Here is a 22168-nt window from a genome sequence, read left to right on the forward strand (position 1 = left end):
GAAGATCGTCCACGTCGCGAATTTAACAGCGATCGTCCACGTCGTGAAGGTGGTTTTGATCGTCGTTCTAACGATGACAACCGTGGTAACCGTGTAGATTACAAACCAGCTCGTGAAGGTTATGGCGATCGTCCAAAACGTTCATTTGGTGAAGATCGTCCACGTCGTGAATTCAACGGTGACCGTCCTCAACGTTCATTTGGTGAAGATCGTCCAAAACGTTTCGGCGATGACCGTCCAAAACGTTTCGGTGATGATAAACCACGTGGTGAACGCACTTTCGGTGAAGACCGTCCACGTCGTAAATTCAATGACTAATTGAATTTTGAAAGAAATATCGAAAAAACCGGTGGAAACACCGGTTTTTTTTATGGATTTAAATTAGCTTTTTAATCAGAAAAATGTATACTTGATCAAACTTTATGTGTTTAATGATAATTAATATGAACGGAAACGCGTTGGCAAATATGCGTACAGTGATGATCGAGGTACTTATGCCTTATATCGGTTTGACACTCTTATTGTGTAATATCGTTTACTATATATACAATTATTTTAACTAAATTCTTCTATTGGGTTGAAAGCACCCTCTATAAAATCGCATTAATAATAAAAAACAATTTACCTGATGGAATGCAGGGATATGCGCTCATGCAATGGTAACATTTTAAACTTCAATCCTTTATAGTATGCATGCTGAAAAAAATGCAGGAAAATCCTCAGCTATGAATAATCAAACGTCTTCTCAGACTCAGGCACTGATCGAAGTGAAAAACCTGAGTTTTAAGCGAGGAGAGCGCGTCATTTATGACAATGTCAGTTTAAAAATTCGTCGTGGTCAGATCACTGCAATTATGGGTCCATCTGGTACAGGTAAAACGACTTTACTCCGTTTAATTGGTGGTCAATTGACTCCCGATAATGGAGAAGTGTTGCTTGATGGGCAGGACATTGCACAGATGTCACGTCAGGAACTCTTCGCTGCGCGTGCGCGTATGGGGATGTTGTTTCAGAGCGGTGCATTATTTACCGATATGTCGGTATATGAAAACGTAGCCTTTCCAATTCGTGCCCATACCAAGTTGCCAGAGCATTTGATCGCTGAAATTGTTGCGTTGAAATTAGAGTCGGTTGGTTTACGTGGTGCAGAACAAATGATGCCCTCTGAACTATCGGGTGGTATGAATCGTCGTGTGGCTTTGGCCCGTGCAATTGCACTCGATCCTGAACTGATCATGTATGACGAACCCTTTGCAGGGCAAGACCCGATTGTGATGGGGGTTTTAACTCGCTTGATTCGTTCGCTACGTGAAGCTTTAGATTTAACTACGATTATTGTCTCGCATGATGTGGCTGAAACATTATCAATTGCAGATTACATCTATGTGGTGGCTGAAGGGAAAGTGCAGGGCGAGGGAACACCTGAGCAGTTAAAAGCACATGCCTCGCCTTTTGTGAAGCAGTTCTTGACGGGTTCGGTAGAAGGTCCAGTCGATTATCAATTCAGTCATCAGCCCTATTTAAATCATGAGGTTCGTTCATGAATGCTATTGCCGCATTAGGTAGACGCGTCATTGAACGTGTTCGAGGAATCGGCGTAGCAACCATTATGTTGCTGCAGATTCTTTTTTCCATGCCGACTTTACTTGGCGTGAAATTGTTTATTTATCAGATGTACCGTGTTGGTGTGCTTTCATTACTGATTATTGTGGTATCTGGCTTATTTATTGGCTCGGTACTGGGTTTGCAAATGTATAGCATTCTGTCGACCTTTGGTAGTGAAGCAATGCTCGGTACCGCCGTTGCACTGACGTTACTGCGTGAACTTGCACCTGTGGTGGCGGCTTTACTCTTTGCAGGTCGTGCAGGCTCTGCTTTGACGGCTGAAATTGGTTTGATGAAAGCCACTGAACAGTTGTCGAGTATGGAAATGATCGGGGTCGATCCATTAAAACGAGTGATCTCGCCTCGACTTTGGGCCGGTATTTTTAGCTTACCAATGTTGTCGGTGATTTTCGCTGCGGTCGGCATCATGGGCGGTAAATTGGTGGGTGTTGATTTTCTAGGTGCAGATGAAGGCTCTTATTGGAGTGGCATCGAGAACAGTGTGCAATTCTTTAAAGACGTCTTTAATGGCACCATCATCAAAAGTTTTGTTTTTGCATTAATTTGTACTTGGATTGCGGTCTATCAGGGTTATGCCTGTGTCCCAACTTCAGAAGGTATTGCAACGTCGACCACACGTACTGTCGTGTATTCTTCGTTGTGTGTTTTAGGTTCAGATTTCGTGTTGACTGCGGTCATGTTCGGAGGTATTTAATGAAATCACGTACGAGTGAACTGGCCGTCGGTTTTTTTGTCATTCTGTTTGCTATCGCTATTTTCTTCTTGGCGATGCGTGTGAGTGGTTTGGTCGGCAATAACATTGAAGACAGTTATGAATTGACCGCGACATTTGAAAATGTAAACGGGATTAAACCCCGTGCCAAAGTCACCTTAAGCGGTGTTAAAGTTGGTCAAGTGGAATCGTTGAAACTCGATCCTGTGACGCGTTTAGTGACAGCACATCTGATTATGGATGGTTCATTAACCTCTTATAACGCAGAACAATTAAAAGAAGTGCAAAAGAATGCACTCGAAGAACTGCGTTACACATCAGACTATGAAGCAGCGACACCTGCGAAACAAAAAGAAATGGAACAGCAACTGATTGCTAACATGAAATCCATCACCAATATCGATGAAGATGCTTACATTATGGTGGCAACCAATGGTTTATTGGGCGAGAAATATTTAAAAATTGTACCGGGTGGTGGTGTCAACTTCTTAAAACGTGGTGACCAAATTGGTAATACCCAAGGTACGATGGAAATCGAAGATTTGGTGTCTAAATTTGTGACCGGTGGTGCAGGGAACAAATCTGACAACACAGCAGATGCTGAACAAAAAACAGAAACTGCTGACACAACAACGGCAGACGAACCTGCATTTGTTGAATAATTTTTAGGAGAAATTAAGTGAACACATTGTTAAAACATACGCTTACAGCAAGTATCTTATCAACTATGATGGCAGGTACAGCTTTTGCTGCTCCAAGCGAAGCACCACCTGCATTTGTAAAAAAAAGTGGCTGATGGCCTCATTACACGTTTAAAAGCAGACCACGCAAAACTACAAAATAACCCTGCGGCTGTGAAAACGATTGTTCGTCAAAACTTAGACCCGTATATCGATTCACAAGCGTTCACACGTATCGTGATGGGTACGTATGCAACGAATCAATACAGCTCAGCGGCTCAACGTGCGCAGTTTGAACGTAACTTCCGTGCAACACTGATCGAAAACTATGGTTCAGCTTTTGCCAAGTTTAGTAACCAAACATATAGCATGCGTCCATATAAAGCATCGAACAGTAAGAACCCTGTTGTAACGATTGATTTCCATAACAACGGTGAAAAAATTCCAGTCTCTTTCCAGTTGGCGGATAAAGGTTCACAATGGAAAATCCGTAATATCAACGTTTCGGGTATCGATCTAGGCTTACAATTCCGTAATCAGTTTGCGGCGACTGTAAAACGTAATGGCGGTAACATTGATAAAGCAATTGCGAACTTCAAACCTGATGCTGATGCTGCATTAGACAAGAAAAAATAAGATAGGTGATGTGTGATTAAACTTCATCAACAAGAATTGATGGTTTCAGGCAAAATCGATTACAACAATGCCGAATTGTATTATCAAGACGGCTTGAAATTGATTCAACAACAGCAAGCTTTTCCCTTGGTGGTCAATCTTGCTGAGCTTGAGCATGGCAGTACTTTGGCTTTAGCTGTTTTAGTCCGTTGGTTACGTCAAACGCCAAAAGCGCAAGGTTTACAGTTTAAAGCAGTCCCTGAAAAAATGATGAAGATTATTCAAGCCTGTCATCTTGAGCATGACTTGCAATTGATCTAAATAAAAAAAAGCACCGTAAGGTGCTTTTTTTATTTTAGCGGGGCAAGAAACTCTCGCAAGTCTACGCAATAGGAACGGATTAAATCCATTTCTTCCAGCGGAAGTACATCAATGGGCCAATAAAGAATGCCACGATGATTAAGCTGACCACGATAAAACTGGTTGTACCATGCGCGAATGGCAGTACATCGGTGTTCATCCCATAGACGCTAGCTACTAACATCGGTGGCGCAAGCATACTCGGTAAAATCGAGAATCGACGAATCGTATCGTTCTGCTCGGTGTTAATGAACCCAGAAGTGGTATCCAGTAAGAATCGAACCTTTTGGAATAAGAACGCATCATGCTCAACAAGAGAACGTACGTCTTCACTGAGTTCTCGGATGTCGGCATCATAAATATGACTGCCCAAGGCCCGAGGACGTGACAGGAAGGTGAGAACACGACGTAAATCGATCAGACACAGCTGAGCTTTCCCGAGCATATCTTCTAAATGCGCAAGTCGGGTAATCATGTCATCTAAGTCTAAAATCATCTCACGATGACGGTTATTCAGTACTTCTGTAGAATACTTTTCTAAGTCCTTGTGGATATCTTCCAAGATATCCGCAAGTTCATCGAGTTTGGCTTCTAAAAGACCCAATAAAATCCAAGTTGGATCTTTATAGTCAATTTCATAATCGTTACGACGCGCGCGGGCACGAAAGGCACGGAAAGCCACCAGCTTTTCACCCCGTAAAGTGAATAAGCGTTCTTTATGTAAAATAAAGGCAACTGTTTGTACGGTAGCTAAGGTGCTAGCATTTTCTTCGGGTTCACCATCGACCTGAAAATTTTTATTTTTCGTTAAAAAATAGGTGCTGATGTGCAAAATACCATCGTCATCACGGTAGAATCGTGCACTCGACGAAATATCTTCTAATGATTTTAATGTGGGTAAATTTTGATCATAGGCATCCATAATCCATTGCTGCTCTTCCTGAGACGGGGCAATGAGATCGAGCCAGACTAAATCCTGATGTAAATCGAAGTCACCATTGATGGTGACATCTTCTAAGCTACCGCGCTCTGTCGCGTAAAAGGCTTCAAGCATGTTGTCTTTTCCCCTTACGCAGTAAGTTAAAAATGAATGGGTGTATTTTAGACAAGGATTTGCTGAAAAACACTGTTCTAATGCTTAATTTATGAAAAAATCTGTTTAAAGTTGATTTTTCCAGCATAGCGTTCCTGATCTGATGGTGATTATAAATGAAATCTATCGCAATTTTCTGTGGTTCCGCCCTTGGTAACAATCCTGCCTATTTACAGGTGGCTGAAAAAGTCGGTCGTCATTTAGCGGCCCAAGGTATTACATTAGTCTATGGTGGTGGCCGTTCAGGTTTGATGGGGGTTGTGGCAGATAGTGCTTTGCGTGCAGGTGGGCAAGTCATTGGGGTGATTCCAAAAGTCTTGGTCGATAAAGAATTGGCACATCCAGATTTAACCGAATTGCATGTGGTAGAAAATATGCAACAACGGAAAACCAAAATGTCTGAACTCTCGGATGGATTTGTAGCGATTCCAGGTGGAGCAGGGACTTTAGAGGAAATTTTTGAGCAGTGGACGTGGGCTCAATTGGGCATTCATTTAAAGCCATGTGCCTTTCTCAATGTAGATGGTTTTTATGACGATTTATTGAATTTTCTAAAAACAACTGCAGAAAAAGGCTTTACCCATCCGCGTTTTATCGAAGCCTTAATTGCAGAAGATAATATTGAAACGATTGTTGAGCAGTTTCAACATTTCACTGCGCCAGAGCCGAAATGGGGCATGGTTGAACGTACAGCCTTTATCGCCGATTTGGAACAAGATTGATGAAAATTATCACTGTTGCCGCAGCCATTATTTTAAATGAACAGCATGAACTTTTAGTGGTTCGTAAAAAACACACGGCATTCTTTATGCAAGTAGGCGGCAAGTTAGAACCCCATGAAGCTCCTGAAATCACCATGCTACGTGAAATTCAGGAAGAAATTGGCTGCGCTGCGCAGATTGAACAATTCATTGGTCGTTTTGAAACGGCCGCTGCGAACGAAGCTGATCATCTACTGGTGAGTTATGTCTATCTGGTCCAGTTGCAAGGTGAACCGAAAATTGATGCGGAAATTGCAGCAATGCAATGGGTCAGCTTGGATGATACACAAACAAAACTTGCGCCTTTAACGCGTGAGGTGGTGATTCCTTGGGTGAAGCAGCAGGCGCGATCTCTTGCTGAAAGCTAAACCGCTTTGCTTGCTCAGTTTCTTTATTAGTGGTTGATGTTTGAAACTAAGGCTGTGCCGCAGCAATGCATGCGGCATATACCTGCGTGCAATGTAGCTGATGTAACAGCGTACTTAATGCATGGATTGAACTCCCCGTGGTCACCACATCATCGATGATGAGGACTTTACGGAAACGGCGTTTTTTAGTTGGGTCGATAATAAATTGCTGTTCGATATTTTCTAGGCGTTCTAGCCGACTTAAACCTTTTTGAGCGTGCTGTGCTTGACGAATCACGGGTTGCCAAACAGGGATGCGCAATTGCTTTGCCATCATGTGTGCAACGAGCAGCATTTGGTTGTATCCACGGTCCTTAAGGCGTTCAACTGAAATAGGCATGGGCACAATGGCTTGAACCCTAGCTAAGCGCAAGCTTAAAAGGCTCTGTGCCAGTAAATTTTGATAGTGCAATTGTTGCTCATACTTATAGCTTTGGATGATGCGATCTATTGGAAAATCATAGTGAAAGGCACAAGAGATGCTGTGTTCATGGCGATTAACCATTTTTTTAAACCAAGGCAGTTGTTCCCAGCAGTCAGTACAAAGCGAATGATGTTGTTGTCGATCGATACCACAGAGCAGGCAAGGGGAAACGCTCTGCATTCCTTTTCGGATGAAATGTTGGATGGATTGGAGCATATTTTTATTCTAATCATTCTTTTTTGAGTATTTTGCACAGATTGCTGTGAAGTGCAATCACGACACTACAGCAATCTGTTCGACAAGCTTACTGGTTAAAGCCAATCTGTATTTTAGGATGATCGATCTGTCATCCCAATAATTATTATACATAGGCATAACGGGGTGCTTCAGGCAGCCATCGTTTTAAAAGCGCTTGAGCCTGTGCAGGATAATCATTTAGGACTTGTTGAGCCACATAGTGTGCCTGATTGAGTAAATGGTCATCGCGCTCTAATTTTGCTACACGAAAGCCCATATCGCCTGTTTGTTTAGTGCCGAGGAGCTCACCGGGGCCGCGAATTTCCAAATCTTTTTCAGCAATAATAAAGCCGTCATTGGTCTCACGCATAATGCGTAGACGCTCTTGCCCATTTTGCGATAAAGGATTTTTATACAGCAAGGCACAGAAACTGGCTTTTGCACCACGTCCTACACGACCACGTAGCTGATGTAGTTGTGAAAGCCCTAGGCGTTCTGCATTTTCAATCACCATGATCGAGGCATTTGGGACGTCAACACCGACTTCAATCACTGTGGTTGCAATGAGTAATTGCAACTCATTATTTTTAAATTGTTGCATCACTGCTTGCTTTTCATCGGCCTTCATTTTGCCGTGAACCAGACCAATATTGAGGTCTGGGAAGCGTTCTTTAATTTCATTAAAAGTTGCCTCAGCGGCTTGAGCATCTAAGGTTTCGGATTGTTCCACTAGGGTGCAGACCCAATAGGCTTGTTTGCCTTCAGCACAATTGCTGGCAATCCGCTGTAGCACTTCTTCACGACGGTCAAGTGGGATGGTAACCGTTTGAATCGGTGTACGACCGGGTGGCAGTTCATCAATGACGGAGGTGTCTAAGTCACCATAAGCCGACATGGCCAAGGTGCGAGGAATAGGGGTTGCCGTCATCACCAGTTGATGTGGTGTCATGCCATTGAGACCTTTGTTCCGAAGTGCCAAACGCTGATCGACGCCAAAACGGTGTTGTTCATCAATAATCACTAAACCTAATTTGGCAAATTGTACATTGTCTTGAAATAAAGCATGTGTACCGACCACTAAATTGGCGGAACCATCTTGAATACTTTGTTCTGCAGCAGCTCGAGCTTTACCTTTTTGCTTGCCGGAAAGCCAAGACACGGTCAGACCCATAGGCTCAAACCATTTTTTGAAATTTAGATAATGTTGTTCGGCCAAAATTTCTGTTGGCGCCATCATGGCCACTTGCCAACCTTCCTCGAGCGCATGACAGGCTGCAACGCCTGCAACCAAAGTTTTACCTGCACCTACATCGCCTTGTACGAGTCGAAGCATAGGTTTGTTCTTTTTCAGATCGACCGCAATTTCTTTGGACACGCGTTTTTGTGCGCCGGTCATTTCAAACGGTAGTGTACTTAAAAGTTGTTTGGTGAAGTTCTTACTTGTAGAGAATGACGGTGCTTCGATTTGTTGAATATAAGCACGGCGGCTGAGCAAACTGACCTGATGGGCAACCAATTCTTCGAAAATTAAACGTTGCTGTGCAGGATGAGAACCTTGGCTGAGTTGCAACATATTGGCATCGACAGGGGGGTGATGAATATAGTCCAGTGCTTGTTTTAGGGCATAGCCATTGGTGAATTTTTCCGGCAATAATTCAGGTAAGTCATCACTATATAACTGTAGTGCTTGTTTGACATATTCACGCAATTTGGACTGCGTTAAGCCTTCGGTTGCGGGGTAAATCGCAGTGAGTTGGGTTTGTGGTAAAGGTGTGTGTTCAGTAATCACCTGTAGTTCAGGATGATACATTTCTAAGCCACGAGCACCAACACGGACTTCACCAAAAATCCGTAAACGATTGCCCGGTTTTACCCGATCAGTAATGCCTTTGTAGATATGGTAAAAACGTAAAGTAACTTTGCCACAGTCGTCATCCAGTAGGGCGGCCATCGATTTACGCTTTCCGGGTGGAAAGTCGATACTTTTGACTGTGCCTTCCAGTAAATAACTACGACCCACGGTCAATTGGTTCATGGGGATGATCGTGCTACGATCTTCATAGTCGCGTGGCAGATGAAACAAAAGATCATCTGTCGTGAAAATATTTAGTTTTTCAAGTAAAGCAGCGGCGGCATTGCCAACCCCTTGCAATTGATGGACGGCAGCCATGTCCCCTCAACTTCGGTTTATATGATCTAAATGGATCAGTTCTGAGAATAGGTCGTTTGATGCATATTCTATTTATCGGTTATGGTAAAACATCGCAACGTGTTGCTAAACAATTATTTCAGCAAGGTCACCAAATTACCACAGTGAGTCGTAGTGCGAAAGAGGATGATTTTGCAGAACATTTAATCCAAGATATTCACCAACTGGATTTGTCGCAGGTTCAACCGATTGATACTGTCTATGTTCTTTTGGCTCCTGCACGTCATGCTCAATTCAATGCTGTGGATGCTTACCGAAATACTTATGTCGATTCTGTACAGCCAATTGTTCAAGCATTAGCACATCATCCAATACAACGTTTAATCGTGGTGTCGTCCACTCGTGTCTATGGTGAGCATGCGGGGGAGCGCATTGATGATGACACTGTGCCACAACCGATCGATGAGCAGGGGATGCTGTTACGCGAAATGGAGCATCGCTACTCACAAGCATTTCCTACCGAATGCGTGATTGTACGTCCATCTGGGATTTATGGCACATCGACAAAACGAATGCAGAAACTGGCCGAAACGACTCATCGCTATCCCAATATCCATTGGTCAAATCGAATACATATCGATGATTTGGCAAAATTTCTGTGTCATCTACTTCACGTGGAACATCCTGAGAAATCATATATTTGTTCTAATAAACAACCTCAACCATTACATGAGCGGATCTTGGAATTACAAAGAGCTATGCATTTACCCGAATTGGTTTTAGAGAGCGAAGTAGAAACAGGTAAAAAGATTTATGCAACGCGGATGATGGAGAGTGGTTTTAAGTTGGAGTGTTGAGTATTTTGGGGTATTTAGATTTTGAATTTAAATAATTATTGAGTTTATTTGATAAAAACAAATGGTGCTTTAATATTTATTTATAAAGAATAATTCAATTCAGTTAACTATAAGGGGATTTATGTCGAGCTATATTGATTATATTAAGCTTTCCACAAGTGCTATTTGTGATGCTGTCATGACCTTTGATCAAGCACGTTCTGCTGAAAAAATGATGGGATGGGAATATATGGGAGAAGATAATTCTGCTTGGAAGGAAGGCCCTTATTTGTCATTGGGAGCAAATCAGAAAGATATGGATAGGAGCCAGCCATATTGTATGAGATCAAGTATTTATATGCGTGCAATAGCAGGAGTTGTTTTAGATAATCAATTTCATAATACGGGGAAAACACAGATACCTACATCAAAGCTTGAACCGCATCAATCGAGGGTTGAGCCTGTAATATCAAAGTTGATTATGATTGAACAATTTGAAATTTTTAAAGATTTTATGGTTTCGTGTGATGGTCCATATAATAAGAAACAAGTAGCAAAATGGGAGGGGAAGCTTCCAAATGATATTTTGAATAAAATATCAAGTTTAACAATAAGAAGAAATGCATTAACCCATGACATTGATTATGAACTTCCAACAATGAAAGAGGCTGTAGAGTTTTTTTATGCTTTAAGATACATAGTAAATAATTACTTTAATTTTTCTTCTGAAAAAAATGAAGATTCCAAAATTTAAAGCTCATTATCTCTAATGAACAGAGACAAGCCTTTTACAACTTGTCCCTGATTTTGCTCATCTTCTTCCGCTTTTATGGCGAAAAAATCAGAACGGTTTATTTTCTCTTACGTTTCAAACGTTTTTTAGCTTGTTCAGCAGCCACTTTATCCAGTGCTTCTTTTAACTCTTCATCACTAAAGGTTGTAATGTGCTGCAACATTTGGAGTGTCACATCATCCAAAACGAGGTTGGTATATTGCGCAACATTTTGGAAATTTTCATCAAACACAATGGCGTTGTTTTCATTGGTGCTGATATAACCTTGTTGTGTTAAGACTTTAATAAAGCTTTGGAATAAGGCCTTATCAAAGAACTCTGGCGAGTTAAATTCATACAACACAGATAGACGTTGACCAACCAAGTGACTGAGTTCTTCAACCTGACGCGTTGAGATATTACCCGAACCACGTTGTGTGATTAAAGCCAAAGTCATGTAGTAACGCTCTAGACTTTGCATCACGGGTGCAGCCAAGACTACTAACTGATTGTGCTGCTCTGAGTTAGGCGCAGGGGAGATCAGGTTGCCTTCTGCATCTTCAGAAATTAGCTTGGCTTTAATCAGTACTTCTGCATACGCACAGATCTGATCTTTAAGCTCTTCATCATTCCATTTGAGGAATAACTCAGCTTTTAAGAATGGATACAGTGTACGAATGACATTAATTAAATCACCACGGCGAATTGAACCATTATGTTCAACCAAAGCGGCAATGAGTGATGGCAAAATAAATGCGTGCAGGATGTTGTTACGGAAGTAGGTTAACAGCACCGCTTGATTATCAGCAATGGCAATAATATCGCCAAGGACATGATTAACACGTTTAATCAGCTTGAGTTTTAAACCATAAGCAATGATTTCTTTACCTGACAGCGGTGTTACTTGCATGCGCTCATCGTAAGGTAAGGCAGTTAAAAGATCGCGATAGGTATCTAACTGCTTAATGCAAATCTCTTCATCTAAAGTATGTTTAGATGTCGCCAATAAAATCAATGAAAGCAATGAAACTGGGTTCACCACTGCTGCACGGTTAATATTTTCTAAAATCACGTGTGCAGAGCTGTTAATGGCATCCGAAACTTCTGGCGGAATTGGGTCGTCATTTTTCTCGATTTTGATGTTGCTTGCATTGTGCTGTTTCAACATGTCATCAAGGAAAACCGGCTCACCAAAATTCAAATGAACTTTACCGAAAATACGTTCGATCTTACGCAGGGTTTTCATAATCCCGATGATTGATTCGCCTTCTTTTGGCTTACCATTCATTTCACCAACGTAGGTCGCACCTTCCATTAAACGCTCATAACCAATATAGGTCGGTAAGAACACGATCGGTTTGGCTGGATTACGTAAATGACCATGGACAGTCATGGCGAGCATGCCGGTCTTCGGTGGTAATAAACGACCAGTACGTGAACGCCCACCTTCGATGAAGTATTCAAGCGGCGTATTACGCGCCAAAATACTGTAGAGGTATTCTTTAAATACGGTGGTGTAGAGACCATTGCCACGGAATGAACGACGAATAAAGAACGCGCCGCCGCCACGTAAAATTTGCCCGACAAATGGCATGTTTAAGTTATCGCCCGCAGCAATGTACGGCACCATCAAGCCACGTTTATAGATCACATATGACAATAATAAATAGTCGATATGACTACGATGGCATGGGGTGTAAATGATCTCGTAGTCTTTGGCCAGTTCACGAACGGTACTGAAGTTATGCACTTCGACGCCATCATAAAGCTGTGTCCACAGACGAGTCAGTGCTAAGTCAGCAAAACGTACTGTTGATGCAGAATAGTCAGAAACGATTTCATTTAAATAACCAATCGCACGACGTTCAGCTTCAACCATGCTGATTTTACTGCGAATGCTTTCACGACGAATCGCATCTTGCACATCCGTAGATTTGATCAGGCCATGCATCACATTACGACGGTCAGATAAATCCGGACCCAAAACCACTTCACGCTGCGCATCTAAATAATCATTCAGTGTGCTAACAATATAAGTCGCAGGTGACAAGTTTGGATGTGTAGTTTTGGCATATTCAACCAAACGACGCAAAGACTGTGGCTCATGGAATTCGAGGTACGATTGACGACCGTGCAAACCAATATTGACCAGCTGCTTCACTTTGCTTGGTGTAGACCATGTATCGGTAAATAATAATTTAAACCAAGAATCTTCTTTATCGGGTTCACGGCCCCACAGCACGGTTACAGGAACGAGCTCAACATCCGCATCAGGATTTTTTTCCAAAACCTCAATTAAACGTAATAAACGAGGTGGAAAGGCATGTGGCGGTGGATTGAGTAAGTTGTCTTCATCATGATGTTGTAAAAACACCACAGAGGCTTTTTCTGTTTGCGTACCCACAGTCATTGGGTCGAGTGCAGGGTGTAGCTTTAAACGACGGGTTTCACCATCGACAATTAAAGCATTACTCCGTGAATGATTTTGCAGAACGTAGCAGGTAATTTTCGTTGTCTGTACGCCGGTATCTGTATCGGTTTCAGTCACTACAGGTTCTACAGGGACTTCACCTAAAACATGCGGTGTTACCACAAGGTCAAGCAGTTTACTCGAAAGCTTTCGATACATCTGACCAAAGCCGCTCTTGGACATACAAACTCCTACTTTTCATGACCAAACCACAGAGATTCTGAGGGGAATCTATTCTGCGTAATTGTACTTAAAAACTGTATGTCATTTTCTGACAAATTGCATAGATATTGTAAGATTTTATCGTTAAAAAACGTATTTTTAGCAGTTATATTGCATCAGCAAGGTGACAGATCAGTCAGCGAATCTTTAGGGTTTTAGTCTGGATTTATGGCAAAATGGAAAATATATTTAAACATCTGTTGATGTTGCCTGCATTAGCTTAATCCCGAATGATAGATAGGTTTGTTATGAATGCCTTAACACAAGAGTTGGTTGATTTACTCAGCCTTGAAAAATTAGAAGAAAATATTTTTCGTGGGCAAAGCCGAAATTTGGTCGGGAAACGTGTCTTTGGTGGACAGGTTTTAGGTCAGGCGCTACGTGCAGCATCTTATACGACAGATCGACCTGCTCATTCTTTACATGCCTATTTCTTATTTGGCGGTGATATCAGTGCACCGATCATTTATGAAGTAGATCGTATTCGCGATGGACGCAGTTTTGTGAGTCGTCAGGTTCGTGCGATTCAACATGGTAAAACCATTTTTATGTGTATGGTGTCATTTGCAGAGCAAGAAGAAGGGTTGAACTACCAAGTTGCAGAGCCAGAATATCCAGCTGTAGAGGATTTAAAATCTGAAGCTGAGCTAAAACGGATGATGGTGGAGTTTGTCCCTGAAAACGTCCGTACGTCTTTTATGCGCGACCGTCATGTAGAAATTCGCCCGATTGATCCACAAAACCCGTACCAACCGCAGCCTGCTGCGCCATCGTATGCACACTATATTCGTACCCATGACACGATTGCTGCCGATGTTGATGACATCTCTTTACATCAGGCTATTGCGGCATTCTATTCAGACTTTACGCTGATGACGACTGCACTTCGTCCACATGGTTTAAGTTATTTATCACCTAGTTTGCAGTGTGCGAGTATTGATCATGCCATGTATTTCCATAAGCCATTCCGTGTGGATGAATGGATGCTTTATGATATGGATGCCACCGTCAGTGCTAGTTCACGTGGTCTAAATTTCGGTCGCATGTGGCAAAACGGTGAGTTGGTCTGTAGTACGACACAAGAAGGCTTGATCCGTTTACGTGAAATTGAAACCCAATAAGCTTTGAACAAGATGTGTTAAGTAGTAAAAGCTGAATACTGAAAAAACCGAATCAGAAGATTCGGTTTTTTATTACCTTTATTTATCTGTATGAGCCTACTCGTAGATTTGATCTATCTCGTTAGTGTCTTTCGGCATAGGTTAAATTAAGCTGAATTCGGGCTTTGCAGAATTGTAGCAGTACATGTGACAAAAAATTCCTCGAATCTCAATGGGTCGCATGGCATAGTGCCTGAATAAAGGATGATAAATGCAAGGCACAATGAGCTTAAATACGCAGATTTTAATTGCCGCAATATTGGGTGTGGCATTTGGCTTTTTATTAATTCAGTTTCCAGAGACGCAGTTTTTGTCTGCCAGCCTGTATGGCTTGGGGATTGCCAGTAGTATTTTTATTGGCTTGCTGAAAATGATCTTGGTTCCGTTGATCTTTAGTTCGATTGTGGTGGGGGTATCGAATTTACAAGCGGGTGGTCAGCTGAGTCGAACGTGGAAAATTACCTTAGCGTGCTGTGTCACTACCACAACTTTGGCACTGATCTTGGGTCTAGCATGCGCGCATATTTTTAAAGTCGGGCAGGGCGTGGACATCGTCATGTTCCAAGATGCAATGCAACAGCATCAAAGTCCTGACACCCTCACAGCAGGTTCATTCTTTACCAATTTTATTCAAAATACACTGATTAATCCGTTTAAAGCCTTTAGTGATGGCAACGTACTCGCAGTCGTGGTGTTTTCACTATTTCTCGGTGTGGCCTTGGTCAAAGGCGGTGAAAAATTTCGAAGTGTGAGAAAGCTCAGTCAGCAATTTTTTGACATCATGATGATGATTATCGGCTGGGTGATGAAGCTTGCACCGATTGGTATTTTTGCATTATTGGCTAAATTGATTGCTACAGAAGATATTTCGGTGTTGAGTCGCCTCGCGGAGTTTGCTGCCGTAGTCACAGGGACGACGATTTTCCATGGGGCAGTGGTGTTACCTCTGTTGCTTTGGATTTTTGGGAAAATGAGCCCACTGACATTTTTTAGAGGAACACGAGCTGCCTTAATCACTGCTTTTGCAACCAGTTCAAGTTCAGCAACGATGCCACTGTCGATGAAATGTGCGCAGGAAAATTTAGGTGTACGTCCTCAAACGGCAGGCTTTGTAATTCCTTTGGGCACGCAGTTGAATATGGATGGTACAGCGTTGTATGAAGCTGCTGCTGCGTTATTTATTGCCAACTTGATGGGCTTAGATTTAACCTTGGGTCAGCAGTTAATTGTTTGTGCAACCGCCATGATTGCGTCACTCGGCGCACCGGGCATTCCAAGCGCTGGAATGGTGACAATGATTATGGTTTTACAATCAGTCGGACTCCCTGCAGAAGCGATTGCGATTTTACTGCCGATAGATCGACTCTTAGATACAGTAAGGACTGTGGTGAACGTACAGGGCGATATGATGATTAGTGTAGTGGTTGATCGTCATACGCGAGATGTCGATGAACCAACGTTGTCGAATTAAGCAGATAAAGAGCTAAAATGTGGGTTGTAGACGATCTCCCACAGATGCCCGTCTAAGTCTTGAAAATAGCCTGCATAACCACCGTAAAACGTGGGCTGTGCGGGGTTAATTGTTTTTGCACCTGCGCGTTGGGCTTGGTGCATGATTTGATCGACGGCTGCGGGACTGTTGACGTTATGACCAAGAGACATTTGAGTTGGACAAAATACTGATGTATTGATGTCTGTGTCATGACTAAGGCTATCTTGCGGCCAGAGTGCGAGCTTTAAACCGTGTTGTAAATCAAAAAATGCCACAGCGCCATGTTCAAATTCAGTCCCAATAATCCCTGCGCTATTTAGACCTAAACCCTCCTGATAAAACGCAAATGCAGCATGTAAATCATTCACGGCCAGTGTAATGACGGAGATGTGAGCGTGCATGGAGATGCTCCTGATCGATGTATTTTTATTTTAGGATGAGGCTGAATATAAATGCATTTTAAAGAGAATAGGGAGTTCGGAATAACTGTACTTTAAACATCGAACTTACGATCCTATCCATCTTGAGTGTGTTGATTGCGCAATAAAAAAAATGGAGCGTAATGGATGTGAGCACAAAGAAAAGCAGGGCGAACCCTGCTTAATACAGATTTTAAATGGTGTTTAAGCAACTTTCAGTGCGGCACGCTTTGCAGCAGGAGAGTTGTCGAGGTAAGCAATCGCATCTTCAGTTTTTGCTTCATGCACAGGATCGTACCAAGGCATTAAATACCCCAATTGCTGCGACACTAACCAAAGCGGATGTGGCAATAAGCGATTGTCTTTTTGCGCGATACGCGCCCATTCACGCCAAATCCACGGTTTATATACGGCAGGTTTAATCGATGCATAGCGCGAGTCTTGCTGCATGATATGTGCAGCACCATCGACCCATAGACCAAGTACGGCAGCAATCACGATCACACTTTGATAATAGCGAGAAATATAGCCCCCACCAAGGTGACGATACAAATCAAAGGCCACGGTACGATGCTCTATTTCTTCTGCACCATGCCATTTTACTAGATCGAGCATATTCGGATCAGCACCGAGGCGTTCCCACTCTTTATTATATAAAGCATATTTGCCTAGTACACAGGTCATGTGCTCAACTGTTGCAATTACCCCTAAACGAAAGAGATCCCATTGATGATCCAAAGCTTTAGGTACGTTGAACCCTAAAGGTTGATCCGCAAGCAGTTTGCCAAAGAGGAAGTCCATGATTTCAAGGTTGCGTTGAATACTGATATTGCGCTGAGATAAGTATTCTTTATTAGCAGAGTTATGTGCTTGAGCATGCATGGCTTCTTGGCGGATGAATGCTTTAACGTCCTCTGCTAATTTTTCATCTCTAATTTGTGGCAATACTTTGTTATACAAACGGCAAAACCAAAACTCACCTGCAGGTAAGATCATATTAATTTCATTAATAAAATAGCTAACAAAAGGTTGGTTGGGCACCCAGTCAACTTGAGTATCTTGCCACTCAAATTTCACTTTACGTGGTTTAATTTTATATTCGATTGATGATCCAAATTTTGTGTTTCTCAAGCGGGAGAGTAATTTCATGACCTATCCTTGTTTTTATGTGATCGAGTGCACATCTGATATATTCAGTATCCAAAAAAAATCCTGCATTGTGATTAGCAATACAGGACATTTCATTATCTTCAGAAGATACTTTTTGTCAGACAATCATTCTTGCGCTGACTTTAAAATTACTCGATTAGTGGTCTGAATTTTTGCCTTCAGTTTGGGGTAAGTCTTCAGATGTAGTGTGGAAGTCATTGAATGCTTCCGCGTCCACATCGATTTCAATATCATCTTCCGAGGCTTCAGGTATGCTGTCGAGATCAAACTCTGTGGATTGCTCTAGAGTGAAGTTTAGACGACCCGCCATGACACTCGCTAACTCTTCTAAACCTTGTTTATTCAATGATGAGAACAATTGGATAGAGAAGTTCAGCTTCATTTTTTTCAATGCCGCTTTCACTTCTTGTAGTGCTTTAGAGGCTGGGCCACGGTTTAATTTATCTGATTTGGTGAGCAGTACATGCACGAACAATTTACGTGAATGTGCCCATTCCAACATCATGACGTCAAAATGTTGTAGTGGATGACGGATATCCATCAACAGAACAAGGCCTTGTAAACTTTCACGGTGTATCAGATAGTTTTCTAACTCTTTTTGCCACACGATTTTCATCGCTTCAGGTACAGCGGCATAGCCATAACCCGGTAAGTCGACCAAACGTTGATCAGGATTTCCTAGACTGAAAAAGTTGATCATTTGGGTACGACCCGGTTTTTTCGACGCACGTGCCAATTGTTTTTGGTTGGTGAGCGCATTAATGGCACTTGACTTACCCGCATTAGAGCGGCCAGCAAAGGCAATTTCATAGCCGGTATCTTCAACGCAGAGGTTGAGTTTAGGCGCACTCATTAAGAACTCAGCTTTGCGTAGCCAGTTGAGCGAGCGCACAGCATATTCAGTAATCGCAGAGTCTACTTTTTTCTCATAAGTAATCTTTTGCTTCGGCGCATTGGCCGCTTTACTGTTTCGTGATTTTCCTCTGTGCTGATGCATAACCCAACTTCAATAACTGATTTAACAACACGCATTATAAAGGAAGTCGGGCAGGCAAGCGAATTTTGTCGCAGGCAAAGTGAAATTAGAGATTGATCAGTTGAATCGGAGATTGTGTTGTAAATTTAGATGCGCTGCTTGGTTGTAAAACATCGGCAAGTTTGTACTGATCGAGACTTTGATAAAACTGTTCTAAAGCTTGGTCTAAGAGGCTTTTTAAACCACACTGACTGCGTAGTACGCAGGGTGGGTCATTGCATTCTACTATCTGGTGATGGCCTTGCAGAATTCGTACGATTTGACCGAGCTGAGCGTCAAGTGCTTCAGGGTTTAAGCGAATGCCGCCACCTTTGCCGCGGCTGGTGATTAACCAGTTTTGTTTTGCCATAAAATGCACAATTTTCACCAAGTGATTACGCGAAACATGCAGGTCTTCTGCAATTTCAGCAATGTTATAAGGCACATCACGAGGGCGTGCGATATAGAGCAAAATGCGTAATGCATAATCGGTGAATTTATTGAGTTGCATGATAATACTGTGAGTCTAAGAGAAATAAATAAGGGCTAGTCTAGCATAACTAAACTAACCCTTTGTATTTCAGGTGAATAGCTTAGTTAGTGTTTTACACCACCAGTGCCGAAAGCTTCGCTGTGAATATTGCTAGCAGGAATACCACGAGCAATTAAAGCTTTCTGTTGTTCAGCCATAAATGGCATTGGACCGCAAAGGTAATAATCCGCATTGATCGGTAACAGTGCAGTATCCATGCTGCCTAAGTCTAGACGACCAGCAGCATCATAATCTTCACCTAATTTATCATTAGCATGAGGGAACTCATACGCTGTAAAAGTGCTAAGACGTGGGTATTTTGCTTCCAAATCCTGAATGTGTTTATGCATTGCATGCACTTGTTTGCTACGGCAGGCATGGATAAAGGTTACAGGTTGTGGCATGTCTAAAGTCACCAACTGATTCAGCATCGCAATCATTGGTGTTAGACCTACACCACCACTGATAAAGACATTGCGTTTTTGTGAATCAATCAGGAAGAAATTACCTGTTGGTGCAGACACTTCGATTTCTGAACCGATCTCCAAGCCATGCAGTGTATTTGATACCCAACCTGGAACCAAGTCACCTTTCTGATCTTCACGTTTTACAGAGATACGTAAGTAGTTGTCTTGTGGGCTGGTAGACAGTGTATATTGACGTGGTTGTTTTAGACTCAGCTCATCGACCAATACACGTACAGAGATGTACTGACCTGCTTCATATTTTGGTAAATCACCACCATCAGAAGGCTCAAGGTAGAATGAGGTGATTTCATCACTTTCAGCCACTTTTTTCGCGATTTTGAAATTACGCCAACCTAACCAACTGCCTTTAGTTTGCTGATGTTGCTCATAAATCGCTTTTTCAGTGCTGATAAACAAGTCTGCCAATTGTCCATATGCTGCTGCCCAAGCTGCAATCAGTGGATCTTCCATTGAAATGCTTAATACTTCACTGATCGAGTGCAGCAAATTTTCGCCGACAATATTATAGTCTGGAGCTTGAATGTTAAGACTCACATGTTTATGCGCAATTAATTCTACAACTGGTAAAAGTACAGATGGGTCCTCAATATTTTCAGCATAAGCCAATACAGCACCCGCCAAAGCTTGTGCCTGAGCACCGCTGCGCTGATGTCCCATGTTAAAGGTTTCTTTGAGGTCAGGGTTATTGCCCAACATACGATTATAGAAGTAACCAGTCAGCGCGACACCATTTTCACGTAGAACAGGAACAGTAGCTTTTACTAGGTCAATTTGCTGCGGAGTCATAGCTGATCTCTCATGGCTGTTATTTATAAGATGTATTTAAAATACATTTTTAAATACATCCGCGCAATACATGTTTTAGTAAAAACCATAAAAAAATTATGGAATATAAAAAGATTCCATAAATTTGTATTTTTTAATTGGGCTTTTAGATTATTTCTTGCCGAAGATAGAACCTAAGAGGCCACGGATAATTTTCTGACCTGTCGACCCGCCCAAGCTGCGTGCAGCACTTTTTGCAAAAGTTCCTACCGTGTCTTGAATCAGTTTTTCACGTTGTTTGGCTGAACGCTCAGCTTCTTTTTGTTGTTCGCGCGCAAGGCGTTCTTGTTCACGTGCTTGCTGTTTGGCGAGTGCATCTGCTTCTTTGGCTTGTTGTTTGGCCAACGCTTCTTGTTCTTTGGCTTCTATTTTATCTTGTTCCGCTTGGACGGCTTGTTGTTGGCGCTCCGCCACTTTATTTTGTAAAAGTTCATAGGCACTTTCACGATCTGCTTCGGTGTCATACACACCTGCGACAATGCTATTTGCCATCAGAGCTTTGCGTTCTTCTACAGCAATTGGGCTAAATGAAGAGTAGGGTGGCATCACCCAAGCACGTTCAACAATTTGAGGTGTGCCTTGTTCATCTAGACAGCTAATCAGAGCTTCACCTACAGCCAGTTCCGTAATTACTTGATCGACTTTAAACGCAGGATTGGCTCGGAAAGTATCTGCTGCCGTCTTGACCGCTTTCTGATCTTTCGGGGTAAATGCACGTAGCGCATGCTGAACGCGGTTACCCAGTTGGCCTAAAACACTTTCAGGTAAGTCAAGTGGATTTTGCGTTACAAAGTAAATGCCGACACCTTTAGAGCGAATCAGACGAACCACTTGCTCAATCTTTTCTTGTAAAGCAGGGCTGGCATTATCAAACAATAAATGTGCTTCATCAAAGAAGAACACCAGTTTGGGGTTATCCATATCTCCAACTTCGGGCAATTGTTCAAACAGTTCTGACAGCATCCACAGTAAGAAAGTTGCATAGAGCTTAGGAGTATTCATTAACTTGTCGGCGGCGAGCAGGTTGATGTTGCCACGACCTTGTGCATCCGTTTGGATAAAGTCCATGATATTGAGCGCAGGCTCACCAAAAAACTTGTCACCACCTTGATCTGCCAATGCAAGCAAATTACGTTGAATTGCACCTAAGCTTGCAGGTGATAAATTGCCATATTCATTTTTAAATTCGGATGCATGTTCACTGACGTAGCTGATCATGGCTTTTAAGTCTTTAAAGTCGATGAGCAATAAGCCCTGATCATCGGCAATACGAAAGACCGCAGATAACACACCTTCTTGCGTGTCGTTTAAATTCAGAATTCGGGCAAGGAGCAGTGGACCAATTTCAGAAATGGTGGTGCGAATGGGATGTCCTTGTTCACCGAACAAATCCCAAAACACCACAGGGGAGGCTGCAAAAGGAATGCTCTCGATATTTAAACTTTTAATTCGTTCGTCAAACTTAGGATTGCTTTCACCTGCTTTGGCAAGGCTAGAAACATCCCCTTTGGCATCGGCTAAAAATACAGGTACACCCAGCCGAGAAAAACTTTCTGCCAACACCTTCAACGTCACCGTCTTACCAGTACCTGTGGCCCCAGCAATCAAACCATGGCGGTTTGCAAATTGTGAATGAAGCACCACATCCTGTGTGGTGTCTTGTGTTTTTTTGCCAATAATTATTGGTGTACCCATAGATGTTC

20 protein-coding genes and 2 pseudogenes are annotated in these 22168 nt (G+C 42.4%); 12 read left to right on the top strand and 10 right to left on the bottom strand.

The annotated features are described in order from the left end of the window. The 6 genes and pseudogenes from AVJ20_RS12100 to AVJ20_RS12125 form a co-directional block, all read left to right on the top strand. Positions 1-318: pseudogene (locus AVJ20_RS12100) on the top strand (DEAD/DEAH box helicase); the annotation flags it as partial. Positions 319-725: 407 nt separating this feature from the next. Next, positions 726-1544 (top strand): ABC transporter ATP-binding protein, encoded by an 819-nt coding sequence (locus tag AVJ20_RS12105; protein ID WP_111885426.1) that lies wholly within the window; start codon positions 726-728, stop codon positions 1542-1544. Continuing rightward, positions 1541-2320, top strand: coding sequence for a lipid asymmetry maintenance ABC transporter permease subunit MlaE (gene mlaE / locus AVJ20_RS12110; RefSeq protein ID WP_078189301.1), 780 nt, complete (start codon positions 1541-1543; stop codon positions 2318-2320). Before AVJ20_RS12105 ends, mlaE begins: the two co-directional genes overlap by 4 nt. Continuing rightward, the gene (locus AVJ20_RS12115) at positions 2320-3000 is read left to right on the top strand and encodes an outer membrane lipid asymmetry maintenance protein MlaD (protein WP_111885400.1); all 681 of its coding nucleotides are present in this window, start codon (positions 2320-2322) and stop codon (positions 2998-3000) included. The genes mlaE and AVJ20_RS12115 overlap by 1 nt, the downstream gene beginning before the upstream one ends. A 17-nt stretch (positions 3001-3017) precedes the next feature. Beyond that, positions 3018-3654: pseudogene (locus AVJ20_RS12120) on the top strand (MlaC/ttg2D family ABC transporter substrate-binding protein). Positions 3655-3693: 39 nt separating this feature from the next. Further along, positions 3694-3954: an STAS domain-containing protein gene (locus AVJ20_RS12125; protein WP_218945760.1), complete on the top strand. Its 261-nt coding sequence runs from the start codon at positions 3694-3696 to the stop codon at positions 3952-3954. Between the two features lie 79 nt (positions 3955-4033). On the opposite strand, the gene AVJ20_RS12130 is transcribed toward AVJ20_RS12125, so the two are convergent. Further along, the gene (locus tag AVJ20_RS12130) at positions 4034-5047 is read right to left on the bottom strand and encodes a CorA family divalent cation transporter (RefSeq protein ID WP_078189297.1); all 1014 of its coding nucleotides are present in this window, start codon (positions 5045-5047) and stop codon (positions 4034-4036) included. 155 nt (positions 5048-5202) lie between these two features. Here AVJ20_RS12130 and AVJ20_RS12135 point away from each other — a divergent pair, with 155 nt between their 5' ends. Both AVJ20_RS12135 and AVJ20_RS12140 read left to right on the top strand, forming a co-directional pair. Continuing rightward, positions 5203-5808, top strand: a complete 606-nt coding sequence (locus AVJ20_RS12135) for a TIGR00730 family Rossman fold protein (protein WP_111885402.1) — start codon at positions 5203-5205, stop codon at positions 5806-5808. Beyond that, positions 5808-6215, top strand: coding sequence for an NUDIX hydrolase (locus AVJ20_RS12140; RefSeq protein ID WP_078192470.1), 408 nt, complete (start codon positions 5808-5810; stop codon positions 6213-6215). Before AVJ20_RS12135 ends, AVJ20_RS12140 begins: the two co-directional genes overlap by 1 nt. Positions 6216-6261: 46 nt before the next feature. Here AVJ20_RS12140 and AVJ20_RS12145 read toward each other — a convergent pair whose 3' ends face one another. Next, entirely contained in the window at positions 6262-6894 is a 633-nt protein-coding gene (locus AVJ20_RS12145; protein WP_111885403.1) for a ComF family protein, read from the bottom strand. Positions 6895-7039: 145 nt separating this feature from the next. Next, positions 7040-9085: an ATP-dependent DNA helicase RecG gene (gene recG / locus AVJ20_RS12150; RefSeq protein ID WP_111885404.1), complete on the bottom strand. Its 2046-nt coding sequence runs from the start codon at positions 9083-9085 to the stop codon at positions 7040-7042. A gap of 59 nt (positions 9086-9144) precedes the next feature. Here recG and AVJ20_RS12155 point away from each other — a divergent pair, with 59 nt between their 5' ends. Together AVJ20_RS12155 and AVJ20_RS12160 are read left to right on the top strand one after the other, a co-directional pair. Continuing rightward, positions 9145-9921 carry an NAD-dependent epimerase/dehydratase family protein gene (locus AVJ20_RS12155; protein ID WP_111885405.1) on the top strand — a complete coding sequence of 259 codons (777 nt, stop codon included), beginning with the start codon at positions 9145-9147 and terminating at the stop codon, positions 9919-9921. A gap of 121 nt (positions 9922-10042) precedes the next feature. Further along, complete coding sequence (locus AVJ20_RS12160) at positions 10043-10654, top strand: hypothetical protein (RefSeq protein WP_111885406.1); 612 nt, start codon at positions 10043-10045, stop codon at positions 10652-10654. Between the two features lie 97 nt (positions 10655-10751). On the opposite strand, the gene plsB is transcribed toward AVJ20_RS12160, so the two are convergent. Further along, positions 10752-13325 carry a glycerol-3-phosphate 1-O-acyltransferase PlsB gene (gene plsB, locus AVJ20_RS12165; protein WP_111885407.1) on the bottom strand — a complete coding sequence of 858 codons (2574 nt, stop codon included), beginning with the start codon at positions 13323-13325 and terminating at the stop codon, positions 10752-10754. A gap of 287 nt (positions 13326-13612) precedes the next feature. On the opposite strand from plsB, the gene AVJ20_RS12170 reads away from it, so the two are divergent. Both AVJ20_RS12170 and AVJ20_RS12175 read left to right on the top strand, forming a co-directional pair. After that, positions 13613-14485, top strand: a complete 873-nt coding sequence (locus tag AVJ20_RS12170) for an acyl-CoA thioesterase (protein ID WP_111885408.1) — start codon at positions 13613-13615, stop codon at positions 14483-14485. Between the two features lie 250 nt (positions 14486-14735). After that, positions 14736-15995 carry a dicarboxylate/amino acid:cation symporter gene (locus AVJ20_RS12175; RefSeq protein ID WP_171319277.1) on the top strand — a complete coding sequence of 420 codons (1260 nt, stop codon included), beginning with the start codon at positions 14736-14738 and terminating at the stop codon, positions 15993-15995. Here AVJ20_RS12175 and AVJ20_RS12180 read toward each other — a convergent pair. The 6 genes from AVJ20_RS12180 to AVJ20_RS12205 form a co-directional block, all read right to left on the bottom strand. Continuing rightward, positions 15992-16417 carry a VOC family protein gene (locus AVJ20_RS12180; protein WP_111885409.1) on the bottom strand — a complete coding sequence of 142 codons (426 nt, stop codon included), beginning with the start codon at positions 16415-16417 and terminating at the stop codon, positions 15992-15994. The two genes, AVJ20_RS12175 and AVJ20_RS12180, sit on opposite strands and share 4 nt — an antisense overlap. A 222-nt stretch (positions 16418-16639) precedes the next feature. Beyond that, positions 16640-17584, bottom strand: coding sequence for a metal-dependent hydrolase (locus tag AVJ20_RS12185; protein WP_111885410.1), 945 nt, complete (start codon positions 17582-17584; stop codon positions 16640-16642). A 157-nt stretch (positions 17585-17741) separates the two neighbouring features. Continuing rightward, a complete protein-coding gene (yihA, locus tag AVJ20_RS12190; protein WP_111885411.1) occupies positions 17742-18602 on the bottom strand; it encodes a ribosome biogenesis GTP-binding protein YihA/YsxC in 861 nt (286 codons plus the stop codon). An 85-nt stretch (positions 18603-18687) separates the two neighbouring features. Further along, positions 18688-19131, bottom strand: a complete 444-nt coding sequence (locus AVJ20_RS12195) for an RrF2 family transcriptional regulator (RefSeq protein ID WP_111885412.1) — start codon at positions 19129-19131, stop codon at positions 18688-18690. A gap of 86 nt (positions 19132-19217) precedes the next feature. Beyond that, positions 19218-20426, bottom strand: coding sequence for an NO-inducible flavohemoprotein (gene hmpA / locus AVJ20_RS12200; protein ID WP_111885413.1), 1209 nt, complete (start codon positions 20424-20426; stop codon positions 19218-19220). 150 nt (positions 20427-20576) lie between these two features. Next, positions 20577-22160 (bottom strand): helicase HerA-like domain-containing protein, encoded by a 1584-nt coding sequence (locus AVJ20_RS12205; protein WP_111885414.1) that lies wholly within the window; start codon positions 22158-22160, stop codon positions 20577-20579. Positions 22161-22168: the final 8 nt, after the last annotated feature.

Source organism: Acinetobacter sp. CFCC 11171 (assembly GCF_003268405.1).
Lineage (GTDB): Bacteria > Pseudomonadota > Gammaproteobacteria > Pseudomonadales > Moraxellaceae > Acinetobacter > Acinetobacter amyesii.